A 24841-nucleotide genomic window follows, 5' to 3' on the forward strand; every position below is an offset into this window, starting at 1 on the left:
TATTGGGGTGTCGAGTACCGAAGACGAACAGTTGGCGGATTTGAAGGACTGGTGGACACGCAACGGCAAACCGCTGGTCACCGGCGGCCTGTTGGCGCTGGTCATCGTGTTCGGCTGGCAGGCGTATCACAAGTATCAGAGCAACCAGTCGCAAGGCGCCTCCGTGCTCTATCAGCAACTGCTGGAAACCACGCTGACCCCGGACGGCAAGCCCGACGCTGCACGCGTTGCAGATCTGGCCGGCAAGCTCAACAGCGAATACGGTGGAACGGCGTACGCACAGTACGGCAGCCTGTTCGTGGCGAAAGTGGCGGTGGACAGCGGCAAGCTGGACGACGCGGCAACCGAGCTCAAGGCTATTGTCGACAAACCGGCCAATCCGGCGCTGGGCGAAATCGCCCGTCAGCGTCTGGCTCAGGTCATGGGCGCGCAGAACAAGGCTGATGAAGCCCTGAAGCTGCTTGAAGGCGATGCCGACAAGTCGTTCCTCGCCACCCGCGAAGAACTCAAGGGCGACCTGCTGGTGCAGTTGGGCCGTACTGACGAAGCGAACGCAGCGTATCAAAAAGCCAAGGCAGCACTGTCGGATGAAGCGGCGGTCGGCGGCCTTCAAATCAAGCTGGACGACCTGGCCAAAGGGGATGCGTGACGTGATCCGTTGGAAGCATGCAGCATTGCTGGCTCTGGCCATTCTGGCCGCGGGTTGCAGCAGCAACAGCAAAAAAGAACTGCCACCGGCCGAACTGACCGACTTCAAAGAAGAAGTCGTGCTGCAGAAGCAGTGGAGCCGCTCGATCGGTGACGGTCAGGGCGAAACCTACAACATGCTGGTGCCGGCGATCGACGGTGACACCATCTACGCCGCCGATGTAACCGGCGTGCTGATGGCCATGGATCGCAGCAACGGTGACGTGAAGTGGGAAAAGGATCTTGAGCTGCCGGTCTCCGGCGCCGTTGGCGTTGGCTACGGTCTGGTCACGATCGGCACCCTCAAAGGCGAAATCGTTGCCCTTGACGCCATCAACGGTGAAGAGAAGTGGCGTGCTCGGGTCAACAGCGAAGTGCTCGCGCCCCCGGCCAACAATGGCGATGTCGTGGTGGTGCAAACCCAGGATGATCGTTTGATCGGTCTGGACGCCGCCACTGGCAACCAGCGTTGGGTATATGACAGCACGCCAGCCGTTCTGACCCTGCGCGGCACCAGCGCGCCGATCGTCACCAACCGCCTCGCGGTGGCTGGCCTGTCGACCGGTAAAGTGGTGGCCGTGGACATCACCAACGGTGTGCCGGTATGGGAGCAACGTGTTGCCATTCCGCAAGGCCGTTCGGAACTGGAGCGCGTGGTCGACATCGACGGCGGTCTGTTGTTGTCCGGCGGTACGCTGTACGTCGCCAGCTATCAGGGCCGCATCGCGGCGCTGGATCTGGAAAGCGGTCGTCAGTTGTGGCAGCGCGATGCATCGAGCTACGCCGGTGTGGCGCAAGGTTTCGGCAGCGTCTACGTGAGCCTGTCTTCGGGCACCGTTGAAGGCGTCGACGAGCGTTCCACCACTGCACTGTGGAGCAACGATTCGCTGGCCCGCCGTGAGTTGTCGGCACCGGAAGTGTTCTCCAGCTATGTTGCAGTCGGTGACCTGGAAGGTTACCTGCACCTGTTGAGTCAGGTGGACGGTCGATTCGTCGGCCGTGAGCGCATCGACAGCGACGGCCTGCGTGCCCGTCCGCTGGTGGTGGGCGACACGATTTATGTTTATGGCAACAGCGGCAAACTGGAAGCCCTGACCATTAAGTAACAACTATGCTTGGGGTTAACACCCCCAGGCAGCTTCACTGGTGGGTATGAATGTGGGAGCGAGCCTGCTCGCGAGGGGCATGAACGATGACGTTTACTGCCTCAATGAACGCAGTGTATTTGCGTTTATTCGCGAGCAGGCTCGCTCCCACCAAAAACCCACAGTGTTGCCCCGAGCACCAGCCGCTGCCTCGCAGCGGCTTTTGTATTTTCTGAAATAACGAAGTGGAGAGCCGCATGGTTCCCGTAATCGCCCTGGTGGGCCGACCGAACGTCGGCAAGTCCACCTTGTTCAACCGCCTGACTCGGACGCGCGACGCCATCGTCGGCGACCTGTCCGGTCTGACCCGTGATCGCCAATACGGTGAAGCCAAATGGCAAGGGCGTTCCTACATTCTGGTCGACACCGGCGGTATTTCCGGTGACGAGCATGGTATGGACGAAAAAATGGCCGAGCAGTCGCTGCTGGCCATTGAAGAAGCGGATGTCGTGCTGTTCCTGGTAGACGCCAAGGCCGGTTTCACCGCCGCCGACCAGATGATCGCCGAGCATTTGCGCAAACGTAACAAGCGTTCCTACGTGGTCGCCAACAAGGTCGACAACATCGACCCGGAAATGGCCCGCGCTGAATTTGCTCCGTTGGGCATGGGCCACGCGATCCCGATCGCCGGTGCTCACGGCCGCGGCATCACCCAGATGCTGGAAATCGCCCTGGGTGATTTCCCGAGAGACGAAGAAGAGCCGGAAGAAGGCGAAGAAGAGATCGTTGCCGAAGGCGAGGAAGCCAAGCGCATTCCGGGCCCGAGCGAAAAGGACGGCATCAAGATCGCCATCATCGGTCGGCCGAACGTCGGCAAGTCGACCCTGGTCAACCGCATGCTCGGTGAAGACCGGGTAATCGTATACGACCAGCCCGGCACCACCCGCGACAGCATCTACATCCCGTTCGAACGCAACGAGGAAAAGTACACGCTGATCGACACCGCCGGCGTGCGCAAGCGCGGCAAGATCCACGAAGAAGTCGAAAAGTTCTCCGTGGTCAAAACCCTGCAAGCGATCAAAGACGCTAACGTGGTGATCTTTGTGATGGACGCCCGTGAAGGCGTGGTCGATCACGACCTTAACCTGCTGGGCTTTGCCCTTGAAGCTGGTCGGGCGCTGGTGATCGCGATCAACAAGTGGGACGGCATGACGCCGAGCGAGCGCGATTACGTCAAGATCGAGCTGCAGCGTCGTCTGTTCTTCGTCGAGTTTGCGGATATTCACTTCATCTCGGCACTGCACGGCACCGGCGTGGGCAACCTCTACGCCTCGGTACAGAACTCGTTCAAATCCGCGGTCACCCGCTGGCCGACCAACCGCCTCACCCAGATTCTGGAAGATGCGGTTGGCGAGCACGCGCCACCGATGGTCAACAACCGCCGGATCAAGCTGCGTTATGCCCACTTGGGTGGTGCCAACCCGCCGATCATCGTGATCCACGGTAACCAGATCGAGAAAGTGCCGAAGTCGTACGTGCGCTATCTGGAGAACACTTACCGTCGTGTGCTCAAACTGGTCGGTACGCCGATCCGGATCGAGTTCAAGGGCGGCGACAACCCGTACGAAGGCAACAAGAACTCGCTGACCGACCGCCAGGTCAACAAAAAGCGTCGCTTGATGTCGCACAACAAAAAAGCCGACAAGAAACGTCGTGACAAGCGATAAAAGCAGCTTCGAGCTTCGAGCTTTCAACTTTTAGCTGCAAGCTTCTAATCAAATCGGTAAAACAAGAAGGGCTCCGTTCAGAGCCCTTTTTTGTGGACGGTAGATTCAGCTCCCAGCTTATAGCTCATAACTTGTCACTTGAGATTTACAGCTTACAGCTTGAAACTTGCAGCTCACCTGCCAGGGGTTTCCGATGATCACCAGCAAGCTGCCGAATGTCGGCATCACTATTTTCACGCAAATGTCGCAGCTCGCGGCGCAGACCGGGGCGATCAACCTGTCCCAGGGTTTCCCTGATTTCGACGGCCCGCAAGCACTGCGTGATGCGGTTGGCCGACACATTGCCAGCGGTCATAACCAGTATTCCCCGATGACCGGCCTGCCGGTCCTGCGTCAGCAAGTCGCAGCGAAAATCGCCCGTAGCTACGGTGCCAGTGTCGACGCCGACACGGAAGTGACCGTGACGCCCGGCGCGACTCAGGCGATCTTCTGTGCGATTCAAGCGGTTATCCACAGCGGTGACGAAGTCATTGTCTTTGATCCTTGCTACGACAGTTACGAACCCTCGGTGGAACTGGCCGGCGGCCGGTGCGTGCATGTGCAGCTTGGGCTCAACGACTTCGCCATCGACTTCGAAAAACTCGGTGCCGCGCTGACGCCGCGCACGCGGATGATCATCCTCAACACCCCACACAATCCGAGCGGAGCGCTGATCAGCCGTGCCGAACTGGATCAGTTGGCGGCGTTGATCCGTGACCGCGACATCTATGTCATCAGCGACGAAGTCTACGAACACCTGGTGTTCGACGGCGTGCCCCACGTCAGCGTGCTGGCCCACGAAGAGTTGTATCAGCGTGCATTCGTGGTCAGCTCTTTCGGTAAGACCTACCACGTCACTGGCTGGAAAACCGGCTACGTCGTCGCGCCCCCCGCCCTGACCGCGGAGCTGCGCAAGGTGCATCAGTACGTCAGTTTTTGTGGCGTGACGCCGTTGCAATACGCCCTGGCCGATTACATGGCCGAGCATCCGGAACACGTCGAAGAATTGCCGGGTTTCTATCAGGCCAAGCGCGACCTGTTCTGCGATTTGCTGGCGCCGTCGCGTTTCAGTTTCACCCGTGTCACTGGCACTTATTTTCAGTTGGTCGACTACTCGCAGATCCGCCCCGACTTGAACGACGTCGACATGGCGCTGTGGATGACTCGCGAGCACGGCGTGGCCAGCATTCCTGTGTCGGTGTTCTATCAGCATCCACCCGAAGGCCAGCGCCTGGTGCGGCTGTGCTTCGCCAAACGCGAGGAGACGCTGCGCGAAGCAGCGGCAAAACTATGCGTGATTTGAGTCAACTGCCCAATCTCGATCTGGCGCTGATCCAGACCAGCCTGGCCTGGCATGATCGTCAGGCCAATCTTGAACATTTCGAACAGCTGCTGGAACAGGCGCGTGGCGCGGATCTGATTGTCCTTCCGGAAATGTTCACCACCGGATTCTCCATGGAGTCCGAAACCCTTGCCGAGGCTGAAAACGGCCCAACCAGCAAATGGCTGAAGATTCAGGCCGCGAAGCTCGATGCGGTGATCACTGGCAGCGTAATCATCCAGGCGGCCGATGGCAGCCATCGCAATCGCCTGCTGTGGGCTCGGCCAGACGGCGAAGTGCTGCATTACGACAAGCGCCATTTGTTCCGCATGGCCGGCGAGCACAACCACTACACGCCGGGTGAGCGTCAGGTGCAGTTCGAACTCAAGGGCTGGCGCATTCGGCCACTGATTTGCTACGACCTGCGCTTCCCGGTGTGGAGCCGCGATGCGCAAGACACTGATCTGTTGCTGTACACCGCTAACTGGCCGGGTGCGCGGCGTTCGCACTGGAACCGTTTGCTACCGGCGCGCGCCATTGAAAACCTGTGCTACGTGGCGGCCGTGAACCGTGTCGGCACCGATGGCAAAGGCTTCGCGTATACAGGTGATAGTCAGGTGCTGGATTTTCAGGGCGAAACACTGCTCGCGGCGGGGGAGGCCGATGGGGTGTTCCGCGTGGTGTTGGAAGCGGCGCCACTGGCGGCGTATCGCGAGCGTTTCCCGGCAAACCTGGATGCGGATACCTTCCAGTTCACCTGATATTCGTAAGAAGTTTCATACATTTGCATTCAGGTCTGGCGTTGCGTGCCGATAGGGAGATCAAGCCAAGGAGGATCTTTCATGACCACGATCAGCGCCACCACCGTCAATCCGTATCCCGTCACGCCTTCGAAAGTGTCGATCCGCGACCCGCTGGAGCAGGCCGCGAGTCCGCTGAACTCCACCGACGCCAAGGGTGACGGGGAATTGCGCGTCGACAGCTCTGGGGCCAACATTAAACCGGTCGGTGATGCCAGCAGCCCGATTGAGGCGCTGAAAAAGCAGATCGCCGAAGCTCAAAAACAATTGGCCGAACTGCAGGCGCAACTGGCCGCCGTGCAAAAAAGCCAAATGGCCGAAGAGCAGAAGATGCAGCAAGCCATGGCCATCCAGAGCCAGATCGCCGCGACCGCCGCCCGCATCCAGGTTTTGCAGGCCACACTGATGCAGGCAATGCAGAGCATCGACACCCACGCCTGAAAATCTTTATTGCCTGACACGACGCCTTCGCGAGCAAGCCCGCTCCCACAGTAGGAATGCATTTCCCTGTGGGAGCGGGCTTGCTCGCGAAGAGGCCATCCGACTCAGCACAAACTTTCAGGCAAAAAAAAGCCCCGAGGCGAAAACCCCGGGGCCTTTTGTCTTTCAGCGGTCGATTAAGCCGCTTTCGCTTCCGGCTGGCTCAACGAACGGTTCAGCGCGCTGAACAGTGCCTTGAAGCTCGCCGTGGTGATGTTTTCATCGATACCAACGCCGTGCACCGCACGTTCGCCGTTCACACGCAGTTCGATGTAGGCTGCCGCTTTGGCGTTGGTGCCCGCGCCGATGGCGTGTTCGTTGTAATCCATGATTTCGACCGGAACCGGCAGGCCAGCCACCAATGCTTCCAGGGCGCCATTGCCCTTGCCGCGCCAGTGCAGGTTGGTTTCGCCCTGACCCTTGCTCGCCACTTCCACTTCGACGGCGCTGTTGCCGTTTTCTTCCTGCAGGCGATGGCTGACCAGCGCATACGGAGTGTTGGCTTGCAGGTATTCGCTAATCAACAGCGCGTGGATCTGCTTGGCGGTCATTTCCAGGCCGAGGCGATCGGTTTCACGCTGCACGACCTGGCTGAACTCGATCTGCATGCGGCGCGGCAGGCTGATGCCATATTCCTGCTCCAGCAAGTAGGCGATGCCACCCTTGCCCGACTGGCTGTTCACGCGGATCACCGCTTCATAGCTGCGGCCAATGTCGGCCGGGTCGATCGGCAGATAAGGCACTTCCCAGAGGGTGTCCGGTTTCTGCTGGCTGAAGCCCTTGCGGATCGCATCCTGGTGGGAGCCGGAGAACGCGGTGTGAACCAAGTCACCCACGTACGGGTGACGTGGGTGAACCTGAATCTGGTTGCACTCTTCGACGACTTTGCGCACGCCGTCGATGTCGGAGAAGTCCAGCTCAGGGTTCACGCCCTGGGTGTACATGTTCAACGCCACAGTCACCAGATCGACGTTGCCGGTGCGCTCGCCGTTACCGAACAGACAACCTTCGACACGATCCGCGCCGGCCATCAGGCCCAACTCGGTGGCTGCGACGCCAGTGCCACGGTCGTTGTGGGTGTGCAGGCTGATGATCACGCTGTCACGACGGTTGATGTTGCGGCCGAACCATTCGATCTGGTCGGCGTAAATGTTCGGGGTCGCGCATTCCACGGTGGCCGGCAGGTTGAGGATCATCTTGTGCTCAGGCGTCGGGTTCCAGACCTCGATCACCGCATCACAGACTTCCTTGGCGAACTCCAGTTCGGTGGCGCTGAAGGTTTCCGGCGAGTACTCGAACGTCCACTCGGTGTCCGGCTGCATCGCGGCGTATTTGACGAACAGCTTGGCCGCGTTGACTGCGATGGCCTTGATGCCGTCCTTGTCCTGGTTGAAGACGATGCGGCGAAAAGACGGCGAGGTGGCGTTGTACAGGTGAACAATGGCTTTTTTCGCGCCGCGCAGGGATTCGAACGTGCGCTCGATCAGGTCTTCACGGCCCTGGGTCAGCACCTGAATGGTGGTGTCGTCCGGGATGTGGCCTTCTTCGATCAGCGTACGGACGAAATCGAAATCGGTTTGCGAAGCGGCGGGGAAGGAGGCTTCGATCTCCTTTACGCCGACCTGCACCAGGGTTTTCCAGAAGCGCAGCTTCTTCACCGCGTCCATTGGCTCGATCAGCGACTGGTTGCCATCACGCAGGTCGGAACTGCACCAGATCGGCGCGGCGTCGATGGTTTTCGACGGCCAAGTGCGATCCGGCAGATTGATGACGGGAAATGCGCGGTATTTCGAAGACGGGTCTTTGAGCATGCTCATCGGGAAATTCCTTATTGTCTGGGCCGAAAAGAGGCGGCCTGCCGGTGGTGCGAATGTGTGGGGAAAACGTGTCGGGCGAGACGCAACGATTCAGCCTGGCAGTCGTGCGCTGACGAGGCACAGGCTGCGGTGCTGACGAAGCTGAATGAGGGTGTGAGAGGTTTTCATGCCTTCAACCCTAACCGCGAGAATGGAGGATGGCAAGCGGCGGAAAAAAATTGAGAGAAATCCTCGAAAAGCAGGTTTCTGCGCGATTTTATTGTGCTTGGTGGCGAGAATCTTTCTGATGTTTGCGCGAGGTTTGATTGGGGCGCAATCGAGATCGGGGTGTGCCAGGACGAGATTTCGTGGCTGTGAGTCTGTCTTCGCGGGCAAGCCCGCTCCCAGGTTTCTCGAGTTTGTGTACGACTCGGACACTGTGGGAGCTGGCTTGCCAGCGATGAGGCCTGTCGCCTCGACTCATAACCTAAGGCTGAAACGCCCCGATGAAAATCGCCGGATCCACTCGCGCATCATTGAGACTGACATTCCAATGCATGTGCGGCCCGGTCGCCCGACCCGTTGCGCCAACCTTGCCGACCACGCCGCCGCGTGCCAGTTGTTGCCCGACCTTCACGTCAATCTTCGACATGTGACAGAACATGCTGATAAAGCCCTGTCCATGGTCGACAAACACCGTGTTGCCATTGAAAAAGTAATTGCCGATCAGAATCACTTTGCCTGCCGCCGGCGTCTTGATTGGCGTACCGGCCGGCACCGCGAAGTCGAGGCCGGCGTGAGGGTTACGCTCTTCACCGTTGAAGAAACGGCGCACACCGAACTTGCTCGACAGCGGCCCGTTGACCGGTTTGTCGAGCAACAGATTGCTCGGGATGTTCGGGCTGAAGCTGCGGTAGGCGGCGATCTGTTCGGCCAGTTCACCTTCGATGCGCTTGAGGTTCGACTGATCCGGATTGACCTGCTGCTTGTTCTTCAGAGTGATGCGCTGTTCCGGGTACTTCTTGTTGCCGACCGTGAAACCCAGAGTGCGACCGCCGCTGGTAACAGCCTGCGCACCGGGTTTGACGGTCAGCGGGATGCCGACAATCGCCAGCCAGTTGTTTTGTTCCTTGACCACCAGCACAGGTTTGCCCTGATACGTGGCTTTCGGCGCCTGGGCAGTGCTGCCCAGATCCACCACCGCCACGCCCCCCGGCACCGGTTTGTTGAGCAGCCGGGTGATGTAACTGTCGGCTTGGGCATTGAAGGTCAGAAGCAACAACAGCAGCGGAGCAAGAAAACGTGGCATGGATCAATCCAGTAAAGAAAGGGTGACAGGCGTCAGGTGATTGTCCTCGACGCGCACTTGCAGTTCGCCTTCGCCCAGTTTGGCCTTGAGGCGCTGGCCGGTGTGGGTCTGCGCGGCATTGCGGATCGCATGACCGCGTTCGTCGAGCAGAATGCTGTAGCCACGGCCGAGGGTTGCCAGCGGACTGACCACGTGCAGGGTTTGCATCTGGCTGAGCAGTTGCTGACGCCGACTTTTCAATCCTTCGCGCATGGCCCGAGGCAAGCGTTCGGCGAGGCTGTCGAGACGCTGGCGCAGCAATGCCAGATGGCGTCCCGGATGTTGGCCGGCGAGGCGGGTTTCCAGGCGGATCAGACGTTCGCGGCGGGTATTAAGGCTGCGCTCGAACGCACGGCGCATGCGCATGTCCAGATCATCCAGACGCTGGGCTTGCTGGCGCAGACGCTCACCGGGATGGCGCAAGCGGCGGGAGATGCCTTCCAGCCGCAGACGATCGCGCATTAAGCGGTCACGCATGCGCATGACGAGGCGGCGATGCAGGCTTTCGACCCGACGCACCAGATCGCTGGAGTCGGGGGCGAGCAATTCGGCGGCGGCAGACGGCGTAGGGGCGCGGACGTCGGCGACAAAATCGCTGATCGATACATCGGTTTCATGACCGACGGCGCTGACAATCGGCGTCACGCAGGCATCGACGGCGCGGGCCACGGCTTCTTCGTTGAAGCACCAGAGGTCTTCCAGCGAGCCGCCGCCCCGGGCAAGAATCAGCGCATCGAAACCGCGCGCATCGGCGAGTTTCAAGGCGCGGACGATTTGCGCGGTGGCTTCGCGGCCCTGCACGGCAGTCGGAATCAGGGTCAGTTGCACCTGCGGCGCACGGCGGCGGAACACGCTGATAATGTCGCGGATCACCGCGCCGGTCGGCGAACTGATGATGCCGATGCGTTGCGGATGGGCCGGTAGCGGCACCTTACGGTCGGCGCTGAACAGGCCTTCGGCGCTGAGCTTTTCCTTCAGCGCATCGAAGGCCAGGCGCAGGGCACCGTCGCCGGCCGGCTCTACGGTGTCGAGAATCAGTTGGTAGTCACCACGGCCTTCGAACAGCGACACCTTGCCACGCACTTTCACTGCCAGGCCGTCCTTCAATGCCTGGCGCACGCGCGCCGCGTTCTGGCGGAACAGCGCGCAACGCACCTGAGCGCCGCTGTCCTTGAGGGTGAAATAGACGTGGCCGGACGCCGGACGGGCGAGGTTGGATATTTCGCCTTCGACCCAGATGTTGCTGAACACGTCTTCCAGCAACACCCGCGCGCGGCCATTGAGCTGGCTGACGGTGAGGACTTCGCGGTCGAGGCCGAGTCTTGCAAAGGGATCTTTAATCATGGGGCGCAGTTTAAAGCTAATTCCCGGAGCAATACACGGCGGCTCCACATGGGCGCGTGTTTATTCAAGAATGTGCGCGTATGAATGTGTTGGATTCAGCACTTGACCGGATCTCGTCAGGGACTAAGCTGCCGCCCTTTAGGGCCTCTTCGCGAGCAGGCGTCAGAAGCCATACCGCAGGACTTTTCCATGAATTCCCAAAGCATCATCGTCCCGAAAATCTCCAACCTGCCGGTGCACGAACCCCGGGCCCGGGCGATCCTGCGCTGGCTGGTGCGCAAGAACATCGTCCAGGAAGAACTGACCACCTGCGGTCGCACCGGCAACCGTATGGCTTACGCCATCGCCGACGGTGCCCGCGCCGTGGTGCTGCACCCCGAGGCGCTGCCATTTGGCGAGCCGGTCAATGGGTTGGAGATCATTACCAAACGCTGCATCTATACGCCAGCCAAGGGGTTCCTTGAAGAAGCCGGATGCGCCGAATGCCGTAAAGAAGTCGGTGAGGCACTGTTCGAAAGCCTGGAAGACTGGATGCCGGCGCGTACCGATAACTTTACGTGCCCGGAATGTGGCCACGAAGACGACATAAATGGCTTCCTGTTCCTGCAGCCGTGCGGCTTTTCAAACCTGGGGTTCATTTTCAACAACTGGCTGGAAGCAGGGTTCAAGCAAAGCTTTATCGACGAGTTTGCCGATTGGCTGGATCAGCCGGTGAGCTGGGTCAAAGTCGAACTGTAGGAGCAGCCTGCTGCAGCTCCTACAAAAAGCCCGGATTCCCGTATATCAGGCGCGCCAATAATAGACAGAGTTTTACATTGAACCCGAAGGGGTGTCTGACTATAATGGCGCGCTTCCATTTTCCCGCTCGGGAGCCCCCGCGATGCTGCGTATCAGCCAAGAAGCTTTGACCTTCGACGACATTCTCCTAGTACCCGGTTATTCCGAGGTGCTTCCTAACGAAGTCAGTCTGAAAACCCGTCTTACCCGTGGCATCGAGCTGAACATTCCTCTGGTTTCTGCCGCCATGGACACCGTGACTGAAGCCCGTCTGGCAATTGCCATGGCTCAGGAAGGTGGCATCGGCATTATCCACAAGAACATGACCATCGAGCAGCAAGCTGCCGAAGTGCGCAAGGTCAAGAAGTTCGAAGCCGGTGTTGTTAAAGATCCGATCACCATCGAAGCCGACGCTACCGTGCGTGATCTGTTCGAACTGACCCGCCTGCACAACATTTCCGGCGTTCCGGTGCTGCACAATGGCGACCTGGTCGGCATTGTCACTTCCCGTGACGTGCGTTTCGAAAGCCGTCTGGAAGCCACTGTTCGTGAAGTCATGACGCCCAAAGAGCGTCTGGTCACGGTCAAAGAAGGCGCCGACAAGAACGAAGCCCGCGAACTGCTGCACAAGCACCGCATCGAGCGCGTGTTGATCGTCGACGACAACTTCGCCCTCAAAGGCATGATGACCGTCAACGACATCGAAAAAGCCAAGGCTTACCCGCTGGCCAGCAAGGACGATCAAGGTCGTCTGCGTGTGGGCGCGGCCGTCGGCACCGGTAAAGACACCGGTGATCGCGTGACCGCCCTGGTACATGCCGGTGTGGACGTGGTGGTGGTCGACACCGCTCACGGCCATTCCAAAGGCGTGATCGACCGCGTTCGCTGGGTCAAAGAGAATTTCCCTGAAGTGCAGGTGATCGGCGGCAACATCGCCACCGGCGCAGCCGCCAAGGCGCTGGCCGACGCTGGCGCCGATGCGGTCAAGGTCGGTATCGGCCCTGGCTCGATCTGCACCACGCGTATCGTCGCCGGTGTCGGCGTTCCGCAAATCAGCGCCATCGCCAACGTTGCCGCTGCCCTTGAAGGCACTGGCGTCCCGTTGATCGCCGACGGCGGCATCCGTTTCTCCGGTGACCTGTCCAAGGCCATCGTGGCTGGTGCCTCCTGCGTAATGATGGGCTCGATGTTCGCCGGTACTGAAGAAGCACCGGGCGAAATCGAACTGTTCCAGGGTCGTTCGTACAAGGCTTATCGCGGCATGGGTTCGCTGGGCGCCATGTCCCAGGCGCAAGGCTCTTCCGACCGTTACTTCCAGGACTCCTCGGCAGGCGCCGAGAAACTGGTTCCGGAAGGCATCGAAGGTCGCGTGCCGTACAAAGGCACCCTGTCTGCGATCATCCATCAGTTGATGGGCGGCCTGCGTTCCTCGATGGGTTACACCGGCAGCGCCGACATCGAAGAAATGCGCACCAAGCCTGAGTTCGTGCGGATCACCGGCGCCGGCATGGCCGAATCCCACGTTCACGACGTGCAGATCACCAAGGAAGCGCCAAACTATCGGGTCGGCTGAAGCCGACAGCTATAAGCCACAAGCTAAGAGCTGCAAGCGGTACTGCGTTTACGCAGCTACCGCCCAGCTTCCGACTACTTGCAGCTTGCAGCTTGAAGCTCGCAACTGCTTTTTGAGTTTTTTTCCATGGCCCTCGACATTCACGCTCACCGCATCCTGATCCTCGACTTCGGTTCCCAGTACACCCAACTGATCGCCCGCCGCGTGCGTGAGATCGGTGTGTATTGCGAACTGCACCCGTTCGACATGGATGACGAAGCGATCCGCGAATTCGCGCCAAAAGGCATCATCCTCGCCGGTGGCCCCGAGTCCGTGCACGAAGCCAACAGCCCGCGCTGCCCGCAAGCGGTGTTTGACCTGGGTGTACCGGTCTTCGGTATCTGCTACGGCATGCAGACCATGGCTGAACAGCTGGGTGGCAAGGTCGAAGGCTCCGAGCTGCGTGAGTTCGGTTACGCCCGTGTGGATGTGGTCGGCAAGAGCCGCCTGCTCGACGGCATCGAAGACCACATCGACGCCGATGGCCTGTTCGGCCTCGACGTCTGGATGAGCCACGGTGACAAGGTCACCAAGATGCCGGAAGACTTCCACATTCTGGCCAGCACCCCGAGCTGCCCGATTGCCGGCATGTTCAACGACGATCGCGGCTACTACGGCGTGCAGTTCCACCCGGAAGTGACCCACACCAAGCAGGGCGGTCGCATCCTGTCGCGCTTCATCCTCGACATCTGCGGTTGCGAAGCGCTGTGGACACCGTCGAAGATTGCTGAAGACGCCATCGCTCAGGTTCGCGCTCAGGTCGGCACCGACAACGTGCTGCTGGGCTTGTCCGGCGGCGTTGACTCCTCGGTGGTTGCGGCGCTGCTGCACAAAGCCATCGGTGATCAGCTGACGTGCGTGTTCGTCGACAACGGCCTGCTGCGTCTGCACGAAGGCGAGCAAGTGATGGCCATGTTCGCCGAGAACATGGGCGTCAAGGTGATCCGCGCCAACGCTGAAGAGCAGTTCCTGAACAACCTGGCTGGCGAAAGCGATCCAGAGAAGAAGCGCAAGATTATCGGCCGTACCTTCATCGACGTATTCGATGCTCAGTCGAGCAAACTGGACAATATCAAGTACCTCGCTCAGGGCACCATCTACCCGGACGTGATCGAGTCGGCTGGCGCGAAAAGCGGCAAGGCTCACGTGATCAAGTCGCACCACAACGTGGGTGGCCTGCCGGAAGAGATGAATCTGAAACTGGTCGAGCCTCTGCGCGAACTGTTCAAGGACGAAGTCCGTCGTCTGGGCCTGGAACTGGGTCTGCCCTACGACATGGTCTACCGTCACCCGTTCCCGGGCCCGGGTCTGGGCGTGCGCATCCTCGGTGAAGTGAAGAAGGAATACGCCGACCTGCTGCGTCGTGCCGACCACATCTTCATCGAAGAACTGCGCAAGGCCGACTGGTATCACAAAGTCAGCCAAGCGTTCGTGGTGTTCCAGCCGGTGAAATCGGTGGGCGTAGTCGGTGATGGCCGTCGTTACGCCTGGGTCGTGGCCCTGCGTGCCGTGGAAACCATCGACTTCATGACCGCGCGTTGGGCGCACCTGCCTTACGAACTGCTGGAAACCGTTTCTGGTCGCATCATCAATGAAATCGAAGGCATTTCCCGCGTCACTTACGACGTGTCGAGCAAGCCACCGGCGACCATTGAGTGGGAGTGATCCCACCGCTCATCAATGCCCGGCATTGAATGACTTAAAAACCCTGGCGCAAGCCGGGGTTTTTTCGTTCTGGCTGCCTTCAATTCATTTCAAGCGGGGAACCGGGATTGCATCGACATGCCCATCTTGTTCAGCCCCTGAGCCAATTCTTCAAGGCTGGCGAACGGCACGTCGTTCATGCTCGGCCATTGTTGGCGGTGAATGGTGAAGTGATCATCGGCGAGTTGTTGCACCTGCGTACGTATCAGCTGGCCCAGTCTGTTGCGGTGCACCAGCGTGTAGGCTTCGCCGTTTTTCTCGAAAATGTACATGGCCTGGCGATACAGCAGTTTCCTCAGCTTTACTTCATTCCAGGTCACGGGCGGCGCTTCCATCCGCAAGCGCAAGTCGGCGTAAAGGGTTTCCTCAGTTCCGCGCATCAGGTCGGCATTCGCAAACGGGCCGCGATCTACCTCTATGCCTGGGTCGATATCCACCCCGGTCTCCTCCCCTGGATTGACTTCTTCAATCCGCAGACCGATCCCGCCTTCTGTTTCGCTGACGCCTGCGAGGCCACGAAACGTGTTGGTGTTTTCGGGAAGGGTCAGTACGACCCAGCGCGCGGGATTGTTCAGCGTTCGATCCATGAAGTGGATTTCATGGGTCAGCAGATTGGCGATCATCTGCTCTTCAATCGCCGAATGAGGGATGGGGCTTTTATAGCTCGCCGCACAGTCCAGCGCCTGAATGCGGATACCATTTTGCTGCGCGGCCCTGACCAGGTTGAATTCATCAAATTGCCCGGCGGGATCGGTGCCCAAGCCGATGAGATAGTTTTCCAGATCGTCAGACATGATCCCCGTGCCGAAATAGTCATTGAGTTCGCTTTGGGCAAAATCATTGAGCAAACGGCGCACGTAAATCGTTTTAACGTGCCGGGCCAGTGCCGGCATGTTTTCAATCAACAGGCGCATGCTGGTGATGCGGTTCAGGGTTTCACCCACCACCAGGCCTCGGGCGTTCGCAAAGATCCGGTCAATGAGTTCACCAATATCCATGGCCTGACTGATATCGGGAATCGGTGGGCGCGGCGGCAGATTGCTCCAGGGCAGGTTTCGATAAAACGTGCGTGAGGCACTGATCAGTGCTTCCCGGCTGCGCTGGAAATGGCGCGCGAACATGTTCTGCTCGGCTTGCGCACCTTCGCCTGCGTTGGGCGCCCATTGAGCGAAATCCTCGGGGAGATCGAGGGCCCATGTTTTCAGGGAAGATTTCAGTGCAGATGGCGCGTCGTAGGAGGTGGTCAGCAAGCGAACGGGTGAGCCTTGTGGCGGTGCCTGTGCCTCAAGCGGTGCGGGTTGCAGATTGTCCAGTTCGATACCTTCCGGCGCGCATTCCTTGCCGAAACATTGTCCTCCCCCCTTGAGCCTCAACGGTCGCATCCGTTCCCATTGACCTGCCGCATTCAGACGCACCGGCAATGAACTGACGAACTGATTGGGCCTGTCTGGATCAATGATTGCCCAGTAGCCGCGTTCTTCGGTCTCGGCGAAGTAGCGCACGTAATAAGGATCCTCATCGAGCAGAATCGCGTAGGGATAATCGCCCTGAAGGCGGTAAATGCCCCTGAATTTGCCCAGCGAGGTTTCCGGCACAAGGCCGTCGAGCATTTCGTTACACAGGTATTTGGAGGGTATGGAAGGAGGTCGGGCGATGTCCGATGCAAACGGCGGGCGCTGGTCAATGCCGGGCGGTGTGAATTCAGGGTCGTCCGGCACGATTGCTGCCGGATCCTCCACCGATGCCGGCGGTTCGGAAGGTGACAGGCTTTCACTGTACTCGGCCATTTCAGCGGCTTCGGCGGCATCCACCTCGGCGCCGACGTCGCTGATCGGGCCCGTGCCATACAACGCCAGCGTATTGAACAGCGTCTCGATGATGCCCCAGTTAATGGCGATCAACCCCGCGTGGCGTTCGTTGACGGTTTTACCGTTATAGGCCTGATCGATATTCAGACCCATCTTGGCGATGCCAGCGCAAATCAGCGGCAACGCAACCGGCCAGCCGATGGCGGCCATCGGGCCAAACACCCGGAGGCCGGCACTGAGGTAACCGATCCACAGTTTCTTGCGCAGATCGGCGTTCGACGTCAGCGACAGTTCGGCTTCGGCAAACATGGTGTGCCGGGTCGAGTCACGCAGCCAGGTGAAGGCATCGTTGCTCACGGCGGTGTTTGTCTGATTGATCATTCGATGGTTTGTGCGACCCCAGTCGCTGACCAACCGGTTCATCAAATCAGTGATGTTCTGTTCGATCTGGTGACAATCATTCAGGGAGAAATGGCTGAGAAACGTTCTGCGCTGCGTGGCGTCATTCATCCTTTGCAGCATCCACCAATGCATGTCGGCCTCGGTTTCAAGCACCTGAAAAGCGGTCACTTCGCCGGGCAGGTAGATGATTTGTCGGCCCGAGGGCATGACGAATCGCAGCAGTCGGGTGGCCGTATGCCCGGCGATATCCACGGTGCGCACATTGCCGCTGACCGAATGACTGGAGCGCAGCATTTGCAAAGTGACCGGCCAGTTGAAGGGGCCGATAACCGTGTCGACGATTTGTTGATAGTCCTCACCGGTCAACTGCCCGTTGTCCAGAGCGCTGATCGCGCTGCTCAGAAAGTTACATTTCGTCAGCGTGCGGAAGTCATCGGCGTGAGTGTTCCAGAAACTGGCCAGGCGATCGTTGTAGAGCGTGCTGAAGTCGAGGCTCCAGAACGCCTTCAACACGTCGTTGCCATGCAGGCGCACTTCGTTGGTTTCATTGAAGGTGTCGTGGTTCGGGCCGGCCGAGTAAAAACCGCCATACAGATCGAGCAGGTCGGCATTGTCCTGGTCGGTCGCGCGGAAGCGGTGAATGACCAACTGCGTCAGGGTCAATGTTTCATAGGGCTTTTCCCGAACGTGCTCCCAGCCAGTGAAGGATTTCGTACTGCTCTGGGCAGCCTTGAACCGATGAAAAAAAACGTGATCCGGATCGAGATCGGGCAAACCCTGTTTTTTCAGCAAGTCGCGGGCGACATCGCGAGCGGTGTCTGAAAGCCCGGGGCAATATTCAATGACGGTGGCCGCGATGGTCTTGAGTGCTGCCTTGTCAGCCACATTGGGCAGCGGTCGGTCTAGAAGTGCGTTCATGGTTTCTCCATCCTTGAGAGTCGGGCGGTGAGCATTGCGCACTCGCTCGATGGACGGGCACTACATATGTACCACTTAATCGCCCCGAAACCGTGGTAGGGCTGCGTCATCCGCCGCGCTGCCTGATCGATGAAAGGAAAAACCTGGCAGAGGTGTTAGAGATACTGTGATCGAATCAGATCCGTATCAAACGGTGTTATCCCTTGATCTGACGCGAACACGGTCTGTGCCAGCCGCGGCGAAGCCACTCGTTCTCCTCGTGCTCGAACGTGTAGATCGAATAGCGTCTCCAGATCGGGTCGTGGTGTATGGATCAAAGCCCGCAGCATGAGCGATACCCCACTGAGATTGTTATCAACGTTGTTCCAGTAGGGAGATGAAGTGAGGCCTAGATCGGCCCAAATCACGCATCTCTGCTGCAGATCCATCACGAATGGCAGGCAAATCTGTGTGTCTGAGGCAATATCGATGCGGTCGAACACGGATCTCGGTTCGAACACTTCACCCGATGCGGTGTCGGCGCGGGCCATCCAACCGGCGAAGCACTCTGGAAGATCGCAGTACGGTTGCATCGTGAAAGCGTTGATCGAGGTGACGACGTAGCGGATACCCTTCTTCGCAAGGACATCAAGATCCAGGTCGATGAACTCCGAAGCGCCGTCGGGCGCATCGACAATGTCGCCGCTGTGGTAGCCGCCGAAGCCCTTCAGGTTGTAATACGCGACCGTTTGCATGAATACGAAGTTGCCGTCAAAAAATGCGGCGGACAAGTCGATGTCGGTGCGTTCCTGACCGTTCTTCCACCACAGAAACAGGCGAATAAAGCGTGTGTCGGGCAGTGGCAACCGACTGCCCCGCACCAGCGTACGCAGCGACTTCGATGAGGCACGCTGGGCCAGCGGTACCCTGTAATCGCGCAATTGCGGATCGATGTAACAACGGCCTAGCGGTGGCAGCGACGCAAACCGCGTTACGAGCGCGTCCTCGCAAATACGGGCCGCACGCGCCAATACGTCGGAGGCCAGAGGTTCGCGCCGATCCTTGATGCCATAAACCTTCGCCAATGAACCTTTTGGTGTGAATGCCCGCAATGGCAAGGGACGTGGTGCATGAAGCTGGGCCAGTAATTGCAGCAGGACAGGTGAGGCTACTTCTGCCGCAACGGCCTCGAACGCGTCGAGGACCGAATGCGGTTCTGTCGCGCGCCGCAAGGTGACGTCCAGCCGTCGTGCGAACTCGCCAGGACGGCTTTTCAGCAGGGGAGTGAGCGCTGCGATATTCCGCTGGGCGAGCAATGTTTCGACACTCGATGCAAATGAAGCTGGTGCTTCGTTTCGTCGGGCTGCGGTGATGGCCGCTAGTGCTCGGGGATACTTATCGGCATGCTCGCCCGGATGCAGTACTTCAGCCAGGCGTTTCCATCGCTCCGCATGGCGCATTACATCTTCTGTAGCGCTGGGTATGTTATCGAGCAGACGTAACAGCAGACGGCGCATCGAGCGCTTCATCGCGGTGAAACGTGTCGACGCTGTGGTCAATGACACATCGCCTCCATGCAACACGACCGCAAGGCGCAGGACGTCGGTCGCCGTTTCGACGTTTCGCTCCAGGAATGTGTCTACTTGCGAATCCTTGAGTACGTGCCGGGCAAGTGCGCCGCCAACCAGTGCGCGAATTTCCCGGAACGGCACAGTTTCAGGCAGCAGACGGAATACATCGCTTTTGTACGTTCGAATAAACCACACGACATCGGCCGCGTCCTGTTCAGAGAGCGAGGTGCGGGACGAAACCAGCGGTTCGAGCAGTGACTCGAAATCCGAGACGCTTCCCAGTTCAATAACGCGAGATATGTAGCTGCCTTCAAGTAGCGCGGGGCGAGCACTTTCTGCCGGCGGCAGGCGCAGAAGCGTGAAGTAATGCGAGACGGCGTTGAGGTAGAGCTCGGCCTCCGAGGCCGCCAAAACCTGCTCTGGAAAGTCAGGGTAAAACGGCCGATGGTGCACATGGCCGCCAGTCTGCCGCCGGAGTACTCCGACAACGGCGCGCAGCCACTGCTTGAGTTCTTCGGCGGACAACGTGCCGATTTGCTCAATCAGCGGCTCCGATAGCACGTATCGAAACGCGGTGACTTCTCGCACAGCCGATGCGACTTGAGCGCGCGTGGCACCGCCTGTGCCGAATGGGACGAGAACCTTCATACGGCGACGCAGGAACAGCTCCTGATTCATGCTTGTTGTTTCTCCTTGGTCGCCGTTTTGGATGACGCGCAGCATCGTGTTTACAGCTGATATAAAAACGCCTGCGGGAAGCAGGCGCGGTGTGGAGAGCGGAACCCCTAGTTCATAGAGGGTTAGAAGGAAGGTGTTCCATAGCCACGCCGGCATTCTACGAGACGTGGCGACTGCTCTACACGTTTTTTCATCGGGGATTCCTTACTGTTTCGTATCTGCAGGTGTATCGTATTCGCCTTTTGCGGGCTACTCGCCCGTTGCAGATGCAGAGGTAATCACGTTCATGTCCTTTTCCCGTCGCCAAATCCTCGGTGGCCTGGCCGGTCTGGTTGTCGTTGGCGTCGGAGCGGGCGGGGCGTCGCGATACTGGCTGGGGAAAATGGCCGACGCCGAAGCGGGTCATGACTACGAGTTGATCGCCGCGCCGCTGGACGTCGAGTTGGTCGCCGGGCACAAAACCCCGGCCTGGGCGTTTGGCCTGTCGGCGCCGGGTACCGAGTTGCGTGTGCGACAGGGCGAATGGCTGAGGGTGCGCTTCATCAACCATTTGCCGGTCGCCACCACCATTCACTGGCATGGCATTCGCCTGCCGCTGGAGATGGACGGCGTGCCGTATGTGTCGCAACTGCCGGTGCTGCCGGGTGAATACTTCGACTACAAATTCCGCGTGCCGGACGCCGGCAGCTATTGGTATCACCCGCACGTCAGCAGCAGCGAAGAGCTGGGGCGCGGGCTGGTCGGGCCGCTGATTGTCGAAGAACGCGAGCCGACCGGTTTCAAATTCGAACAGACCCTGAGCCTGAAAAACTGGCACATCGACGACAAAGGCCAGTTCGTCGACTTCAGCATTCCGCGCGAAGCCGCTCGTGGTGGCACCGCCGGACGGTTATCGACGATCAATGGCGTGCCGTCGCCGGTCATCGACTTGCCGGCCGGGCAGATTACCCGTGTGCGCCTGCTCAACCTCGACAATACCCTGACGTATCGCATTAATATTCCCGGCGTCGAAGCGCAAATCTATGCGCTGGACGGCAACCCGGTCGAGCCGCGCCCGATGGGCAAGGAATACTGGCTGGGGCCGGGCATGCGCATTTGCCTGGCGATCAAGGCTCCGCCGGCCGGCGAAGAATTGTCCCTGCGCAACGGCCCGGTGCGCCTGGGCACCCTGCGTTCGGTGGTCAACAACGATGCGCCGACCGACTGGCCGAAGGCATTGCCGGCCAATCCAGTGGCCGAGCCGGATCTGGCGAATGCGCAGAAACTCAACTTCAATTTCGAATGGGTCGGTTCGGTGTCGGTGAACGTCGACAATGGCCGGCCGCCGAGCCTGTGGCAGATCAATGGCAAGGCCTGGGACATCACCGACAAGACGTGTGCGGATCGGCCCATCGCCAAACTTGAGAAGGGCAAAAGCTACATTTTCGAATTAAAAAACCTGACACAGTATCAACACCCGATCCACTTGCACGGCATGAGTTTCAAAGTGATTGCGTCGAATCGGCACAAGATCATTCCGTACTTCACCGACACTTATCTGCTGGGTAAAAACGAGCGTGCGCAAGTGGCGCTGGTGGCGGATAACCCGGGTGTATGGATGTTCCATTGCCATGTGATCGACCACATGGAAACCGGCCTGATGGCCGCCATCGAGGTGGCGTGATGCGTCAGATTCGTCCTGCGGCGATCATCGACCGCAGTCGTGACCGTGACTTTATGCGTGAAGCGCTGATCCTTGCCGCCCAAGGCGCGAAGCTCGGTGAAGTGCCGGTGGGCGCCGTGCTGGTGCAGGATGGCGAAATCATCGGCCGTGGCTTCAACTGCCCGATCAGCGGCAGCGATCCGAGCGCCCATGCGGAAATGGTCGCGATCCGCGCCGCCGCGCAAGCCGTGAGCAATTACCGACTGCCGGGCAGCACCCTGTACGTGACGCTGGAACCGTGCAGCATGTGCGCGGGGTTGATCGTCCATTCGCGGATTGCGCGGGTGGTGTACGGCGCGTTGGAACCCAAGGCCGGGATTGTGCAAAGTCAGGGGGAGTTTTTCACTCAGGGCTTTTTGAATCACCGGGTGTTGTTTGAGGGCGGGGTGCTGGCGGAGGAGTGTGGCGCGGTGTTGAGCGAGTTCTTCAAGGCCCGTCGGGCCAAACCAACAATCTAGATAACAACACCAAACCTGTGGGAGCTGGCTTGCCAGCGATAGCGGTGTTTCAGTCGACATCAATGCTGGATGTGCCGACGCCATCGCTGGCAAGCCAGCTCCCACAGTTTTTGCAGTGTTTGTGAGAACGGGTTATTTACGGGCGACGATCACCGCGCGCATCGGCGCCGGCAGCCCTTCAACCGTCTTGCTGTGATCGTCCGGATCAAGGAAATCGCTCAGTGACTGATACTTCATCCATTCGGTGCCACGTTGTTCTTCGACAGTCGTGGTGCTCACGTCTACACATCGAACATCCGTGAAACCGGCACGTCGCAACCACAACTCCAGCGCCGGCACTGACGGCAGAAACCACACGTTGCGCATCTGCGCATAACGGTCTTCCGGCACCAACACCTGCTGCTGATCACCTTCGATCACCAGCGTTTCCAACACCAGTTCGCCTCCCTTGACCAGGCAATCCTTCAACGCCAGCAAATGCTCGATCGGCGAACGACGGTGGTAGAACACGCCCATGGAAAACACCGTGTCGAAGCCTTCGAGGTTCGCCGGCAAGTCTTCAAACGGGAACGGCAAGTGCCAGGCATTCGGCTCGGACAGGTAACGCTGCACTGCCTGGAACTGGCAGAAGAACAGCCAGTTCGGGTCAACACCGATCACGCTGTCGGCCCCGGCGCCGAGCATGCGCCACATGTAGTAGCCGTTGCCGCAGCCGACATCGAGGATGCGCTTGCCTTTCAGATCCAGATGCGGTGCGACCCGCGACCATTTCCAGTCCGAGCGCCATTCGGTGTCGACATGCACGCCAAACAGGTCGAACGGGCCTTTGCGCCACGGCGACAGCCCCATCAGGGCGGTGCGCATTTGCGCGCGGGTGTCGTCGTCGCAATCAGTGTCCAGTGTCAGGCCGTTGAGCAGATCGACTTCGCTGGGCTGGATCTTCGGCAACGCGTCGAGCGCACTTTGCCAGCGCTCCAGATCGCCGTGGCCTTTGTCCATTTTCTTGTCGAGTTGCGCTTGCAGTGTGTTGGCCCAATTGGCCAGCGGCGTGCCGGCCAGGCGGCGGGCGAGGGGGGACAAATCAATCATGGCAAGGCAATCAACGAGGCAAAGTTAAGACACTGGAACCACGGCACGACTTTCGAGAACCCGGCGGCCAACAGGCGTTCGCGGTGTTCTTCGAGGCTGTCGGGCTTCATGACGTTTTCGATGGCGCTGCGTTTCTGGGCGATTTCCAATTCGCTGTAGCCGTTGGCGCGTTTGAACGCGACATGCAGATCGGTGAGCAACGCGTGCTCTTCGGCATCGTTGAAACGCAGCTTTTCCGAGAGGATCAACGCACCGCCCGGCAATAACGATTGACGGATACGGCTGAGCAACGCGGTGCGCTGATCGGGGGCGATGAATTGCAGGGTGAAGTTCAGCGCCACCACCGAGGCCGGTTCGAAATCGAGGGCGAGGATGTCGCCTTCGATCACCTCGACCGGCAGCAGCTCCTGGAACATCGAATCCTGACCGTTCAGATATTCGCGGCAGCGTTCGACCATCGCCGCCGAGTTATCCACCGCGATCACCCGGCAACCGTCGGTGCGCACATGACGGCGCAACGCTTGGGTCACGGCGCCCAGTGACGCGCCGAGGTCATAAAGTACGCTGTTCGGCTGGGCAAATTGCGCCGCGAGCACGCCGAGGTTTTCGACAATGGTCGGGTAACCCGGCACCGAGCGCTTGATCATGTCCGGGAACACCCGCACCACGTCTTCGTTGAAGGCGAAGTCAGGCACCTGGGCCAAGGGCTGGGCGAAAATGCGATCGGGTTCTTTGCTCACGGCGGTTCCGGCGGTGTCGGTGGAAAGGCCGGCATTTTAGCCAAAGTGGCGCTGTGATGCTTGGATTGTCTGATAAGCCGGAGGACGCTGGGTTCCACATCGGCAGCCACAACGCTTTCGCGAGCCTGCTCGCGAAGAATTCAGCGCGTGACTCGGCTGAACGCAGAGGCTGTAATCCCCCACTGCCCTAGCCAGTAACTAAGGATGATCACGTAAGGTGCCGCATGAAACGGCGCAACAAAGCGATTGATGCCAATCACGCTGTCGGAAAACACAAAGGCCAGGGCTCCCGCCGCCGCGAACAGCGCCGAACGTTTCGGCACATCGGTGCCGAGGCGAGCCAGGGCGCGCCAGAGCATCGCGGTGATGGCCAAGCCGTAGACAACGACGGGCACCAACAGCGGTCCGAGTCCGCTGGAAATCAGAATGCCCAGCAGCACCGCGCCCACGCCGACAGCGATTATCAGCGGCACGACAGCCAATCGACGGCAATCACTCAGGTAAGCCTTGAGGTACGCCAGATGGGCGACCAAAAATGCACCGAGCCCAAATACAAACAGATCCACCGGCCAGGCCAGCAGCACATCGCCGATCAAAGAGAAAATCAGCCCCAGGCTGATCCAGCGGCGGTATTCGCTGGGCGGTGCGTCGTGCAGCCAGCCAAGCATGGCCAGCACCGGCAGCGGTTTGACCAGCAGGCACAGTAACGTCGCGTGGGTGCTGATGCCGTAGACAAACATCACCGCGCCCATCAGCGCCAGAATCAGCCAGCCCAC

The 24841-nt window shown here is 59.4% G+C and carries 19 protein-coding genes; 11 read left to right on the forward strand and 8 right to left on the reverse strand.

Features of this window, described 5'->3' with window-relative positions; genetic code table 11:
- Nucleotides 1–7 precede the first annotated feature (7 nt).
- The 6 genes from GIW69_RS10265 to GIW69_RS10290 all read left to right on the forward strand — a co-directional run bounded on the left by GIW69_RS10265 (nucleotide 8) and on the right by GIW69_RS10290 (nucleotide 6100).
- Nucleotides 8–649: a tetratricopeptide repeat protein gene (locus GIW69_RS10265; protein WP_236482251.1), complete on the forward strand. Its 642-nt coding sequence runs from the start codon at nucleotides 8–10 to the stop codon at nucleotides 647–649.
- Entirely contained in the window at nucleotides 642–1793 is a 1152-nt protein-coding gene (gene bamB / locus GIW69_RS10270; RefSeq protein WP_236482253.1) for an outer membrane protein assembly factor BamB, read from the forward strand. The genes GIW69_RS10265 and bamB overlap by 8 nt, the downstream gene beginning before the upstream one ends.
- A 236-nt stretch (nucleotides 1794–2029) precedes the next feature.
- Nucleotides 2030–3499 carry a ribosome biogenesis GTPase Der gene (der, locus tag GIW69_RS10275; protein ID WP_236482254.1) on the forward strand — a complete coding sequence of 490 codons (1470 nt, stop codon included), beginning with the start codon at nucleotides 2030–2032 and terminating at the stop codon, nucleotides 3497–3499.
- A 193-nt stretch (nucleotides 3500–3692) separates the two neighbouring features.
- Entirely contained in the window at nucleotides 3693–4841 is a 1149-nt protein-coding gene (locus GIW69_RS10280) for a pyridoxal phosphate-dependent aminotransferase (RefSeq protein ID WP_236482256.1), read from the forward strand.
- A complete protein-coding gene (locus tag GIW69_RS10285; RefSeq protein ID WP_236482258.1) occupies nucleotides 4829–5620 on the forward strand; it encodes an amidohydrolase in 792 nt (263 codons plus the stop codon). Before GIW69_RS10280 ends, GIW69_RS10285 begins: the two co-directional genes overlap by 13 nt.
- An 81-nt stretch (nucleotides 5621–5701) precedes the next feature.
- Nucleotides 5702–6100: a FlxA-like family protein gene (locus GIW69_RS10290; protein ID WP_236482260.1), complete on the forward strand. Its 399-nt coding sequence runs from the start codon at nucleotides 5702–5704 to the stop codon at nucleotides 6098–6100.
- A 176-nt stretch (nucleotides 6101–6276) separates the two neighbouring features.
- On the opposite strand, the gene leuA is transcribed toward GIW69_RS10290, so the two are convergent.
- The 3 genes from leuA to xseA all read right to left on the reverse strand — a co-directional run bounded on the left by leuA (nucleotide 6277) and on the right by xseA (nucleotide 10627).
- Complete coding sequence (gene leuA, locus GIW69_RS10295; RefSeq protein ID WP_236482262.1) at nucleotides 6277–7956, reverse strand: 2-isopropylmalate synthase; 1680 nt, start codon at nucleotides 7954–7956, stop codon at nucleotides 6277–6279.
- Between the two features lie 466 nt (nucleotides 7957–8422).
- Nucleotides 8423–9244, reverse strand: a complete 822-nt coding sequence (locus GIW69_RS10300; RefSeq protein WP_236482264.1) for a M23 family metallopeptidase — start codon at nucleotides 9242–9244, stop codon at nucleotides 8423–8425.
- Between the two features lie 3 nt (nucleotides 9245–9247).
- A complete protein-coding gene (gene xseA / locus GIW69_RS10305) occupies nucleotides 9248–10627 on the reverse strand; it encodes an exodeoxyribonuclease VII large subunit (protein WP_236482266.1) in 1380 nt (459 codons plus the stop codon).
- Nucleotides 10628–10816: 189 nt separating this feature from the next.
- Between xseA and GIW69_RS10310 the strand changes: the two genes are divergently transcribed.
- The 3 genes from GIW69_RS10310 to guaA all read left to right on the forward strand — a co-directional run bounded on the left by GIW69_RS10310 (nucleotide 10817) and on the right by guaA (nucleotide 14681).
- The gene (locus tag GIW69_RS10310) at nucleotides 10817–11365 is read left to right on the forward strand and encodes a sugar ABC transporter ATPase (protein ID WP_236482268.1); all 549 of its coding nucleotides are present in this window, start codon (nucleotides 10817–10819) and stop codon (nucleotides 11363–11365) included.
- Between the two features lie 142 nt (nucleotides 11366–11507).
- Nucleotides 11508–12977 (forward strand): IMP dehydrogenase, encoded by a 1470-nt coding sequence (gene guaB / locus GIW69_RS10315; protein ID WP_236482269.1) that lies wholly within the window; start codon nucleotides 11508–11510, stop codon nucleotides 12975–12977.
- 126 nt (nucleotides 12978–13103) lie between these two features.
- A complete protein-coding gene (guaA, locus tag GIW69_RS10320) occupies nucleotides 13104–14681 on the forward strand; it encodes a glutamine-hydrolyzing GMP synthase (RefSeq protein ID WP_236482271.1) in 1578 nt (525 codons plus the stop codon).
- A gap of 89 nt (nucleotides 14682–14770) precedes the next feature.
- Here the strand turns inward: guaA and GIW69_RS10325 are convergent, their stop codons facing one another.
- Both GIW69_RS10325 and GIW69_RS10330 read right to left on the reverse strand, forming a co-directional pair.
- Nucleotides 14771–17848: a membrane-targeted effector domain-containing toxin gene (locus tag GIW69_RS10325; protein ID WP_236482273.1), complete on the reverse strand. Its 3078-nt coding sequence runs from the start codon at nucleotides 17846–17848 to the stop codon at nucleotides 14771–14773.
- 155 nt (nucleotides 17849–18003) lie between these two features.
- The gene (locus tag GIW69_RS10330) at nucleotides 18004–20076 is read right to left on the reverse strand and encodes a TerD family protein (protein WP_236482275.1); all 2073 of its coding nucleotides are present in this window, start codon (nucleotides 20074–20076) and stop codon (nucleotides 18004–18006) included.
- A gap of 286 nt (nucleotides 20077–20362) precedes the next feature.
- Here GIW69_RS10330 and GIW69_RS10335 point away from each other — a divergent pair, with 286 nt between their 5' ends.
- On the forward strand, nucleotides 20363–21739 hold the full coding sequence (locus GIW69_RS10335) for a multicopper oxidase family protein (protein ID WP_236482277.1): 1377 nt from the start codon (nucleotides 20363–20365) through the stop codon (nucleotides 21737–21739).
- Entirely contained in the window at nucleotides 21739–22236 is a 498-nt protein-coding gene (tadA, locus tag GIW69_RS10340) for a tRNA adenosine(34) deaminase TadA (RefSeq protein ID WP_236482278.1), read from the forward strand. The genes GIW69_RS10335 and tadA overlap by 1 nt, the downstream gene beginning before the upstream one ends.
- 132 nt (nucleotides 22237–22368) lie before the next feature.
- On the opposite strand, the gene cmoB is transcribed toward tadA, so the two are convergent.
- The 3 genes from cmoB to GIW69_RS10355 form a co-directional block, all read right to left on the reverse strand.
- The gene (gene cmoB / locus GIW69_RS10345) at nucleotides 22369–23325 is read right to left on the reverse strand and encodes a tRNA 5-methoxyuridine(34)/uridine 5-oxyacetic acid(34) synthase CmoB (RefSeq protein ID WP_236482280.1); all 957 of its coding nucleotides are present in this window, start codon (nucleotides 23323–23325) and stop codon (nucleotides 22369–22371) included.
- Nucleotides 23322–24065 carry a carboxy-S-adenosyl-L-methionine synthase CmoA gene (cmoA, locus tag GIW69_RS10350; protein WP_236482282.1) on the reverse strand — a complete coding sequence of 248 codons (744 nt, stop codon included), beginning with the start codon at nucleotides 24063–24065 and terminating at the stop codon, nucleotides 23322–23324. The genes cmoB and cmoA overlap by 4 nt, the downstream gene beginning before the upstream one ends.
- 140 nt (nucleotides 24066–24205) lie before the next feature.
- Complete coding sequence (locus GIW69_RS10355; RefSeq protein WP_236482284.1) at nucleotides 24206–24841, reverse strand: lysoplasmalogenase; 636 nt, start codon at nucleotides 24839–24841, stop codon at nucleotides 24206–24208.

This window comes from Pseudomonas syringae, assembly GCF_021605415.1.
Classification (GTDB): Bacteria; Pseudomonadota; Gammaproteobacteria; order Pseudomonadales; family Pseudomonadaceae; genus Aquipseudomonas; species Aquipseudomonas syringae_S.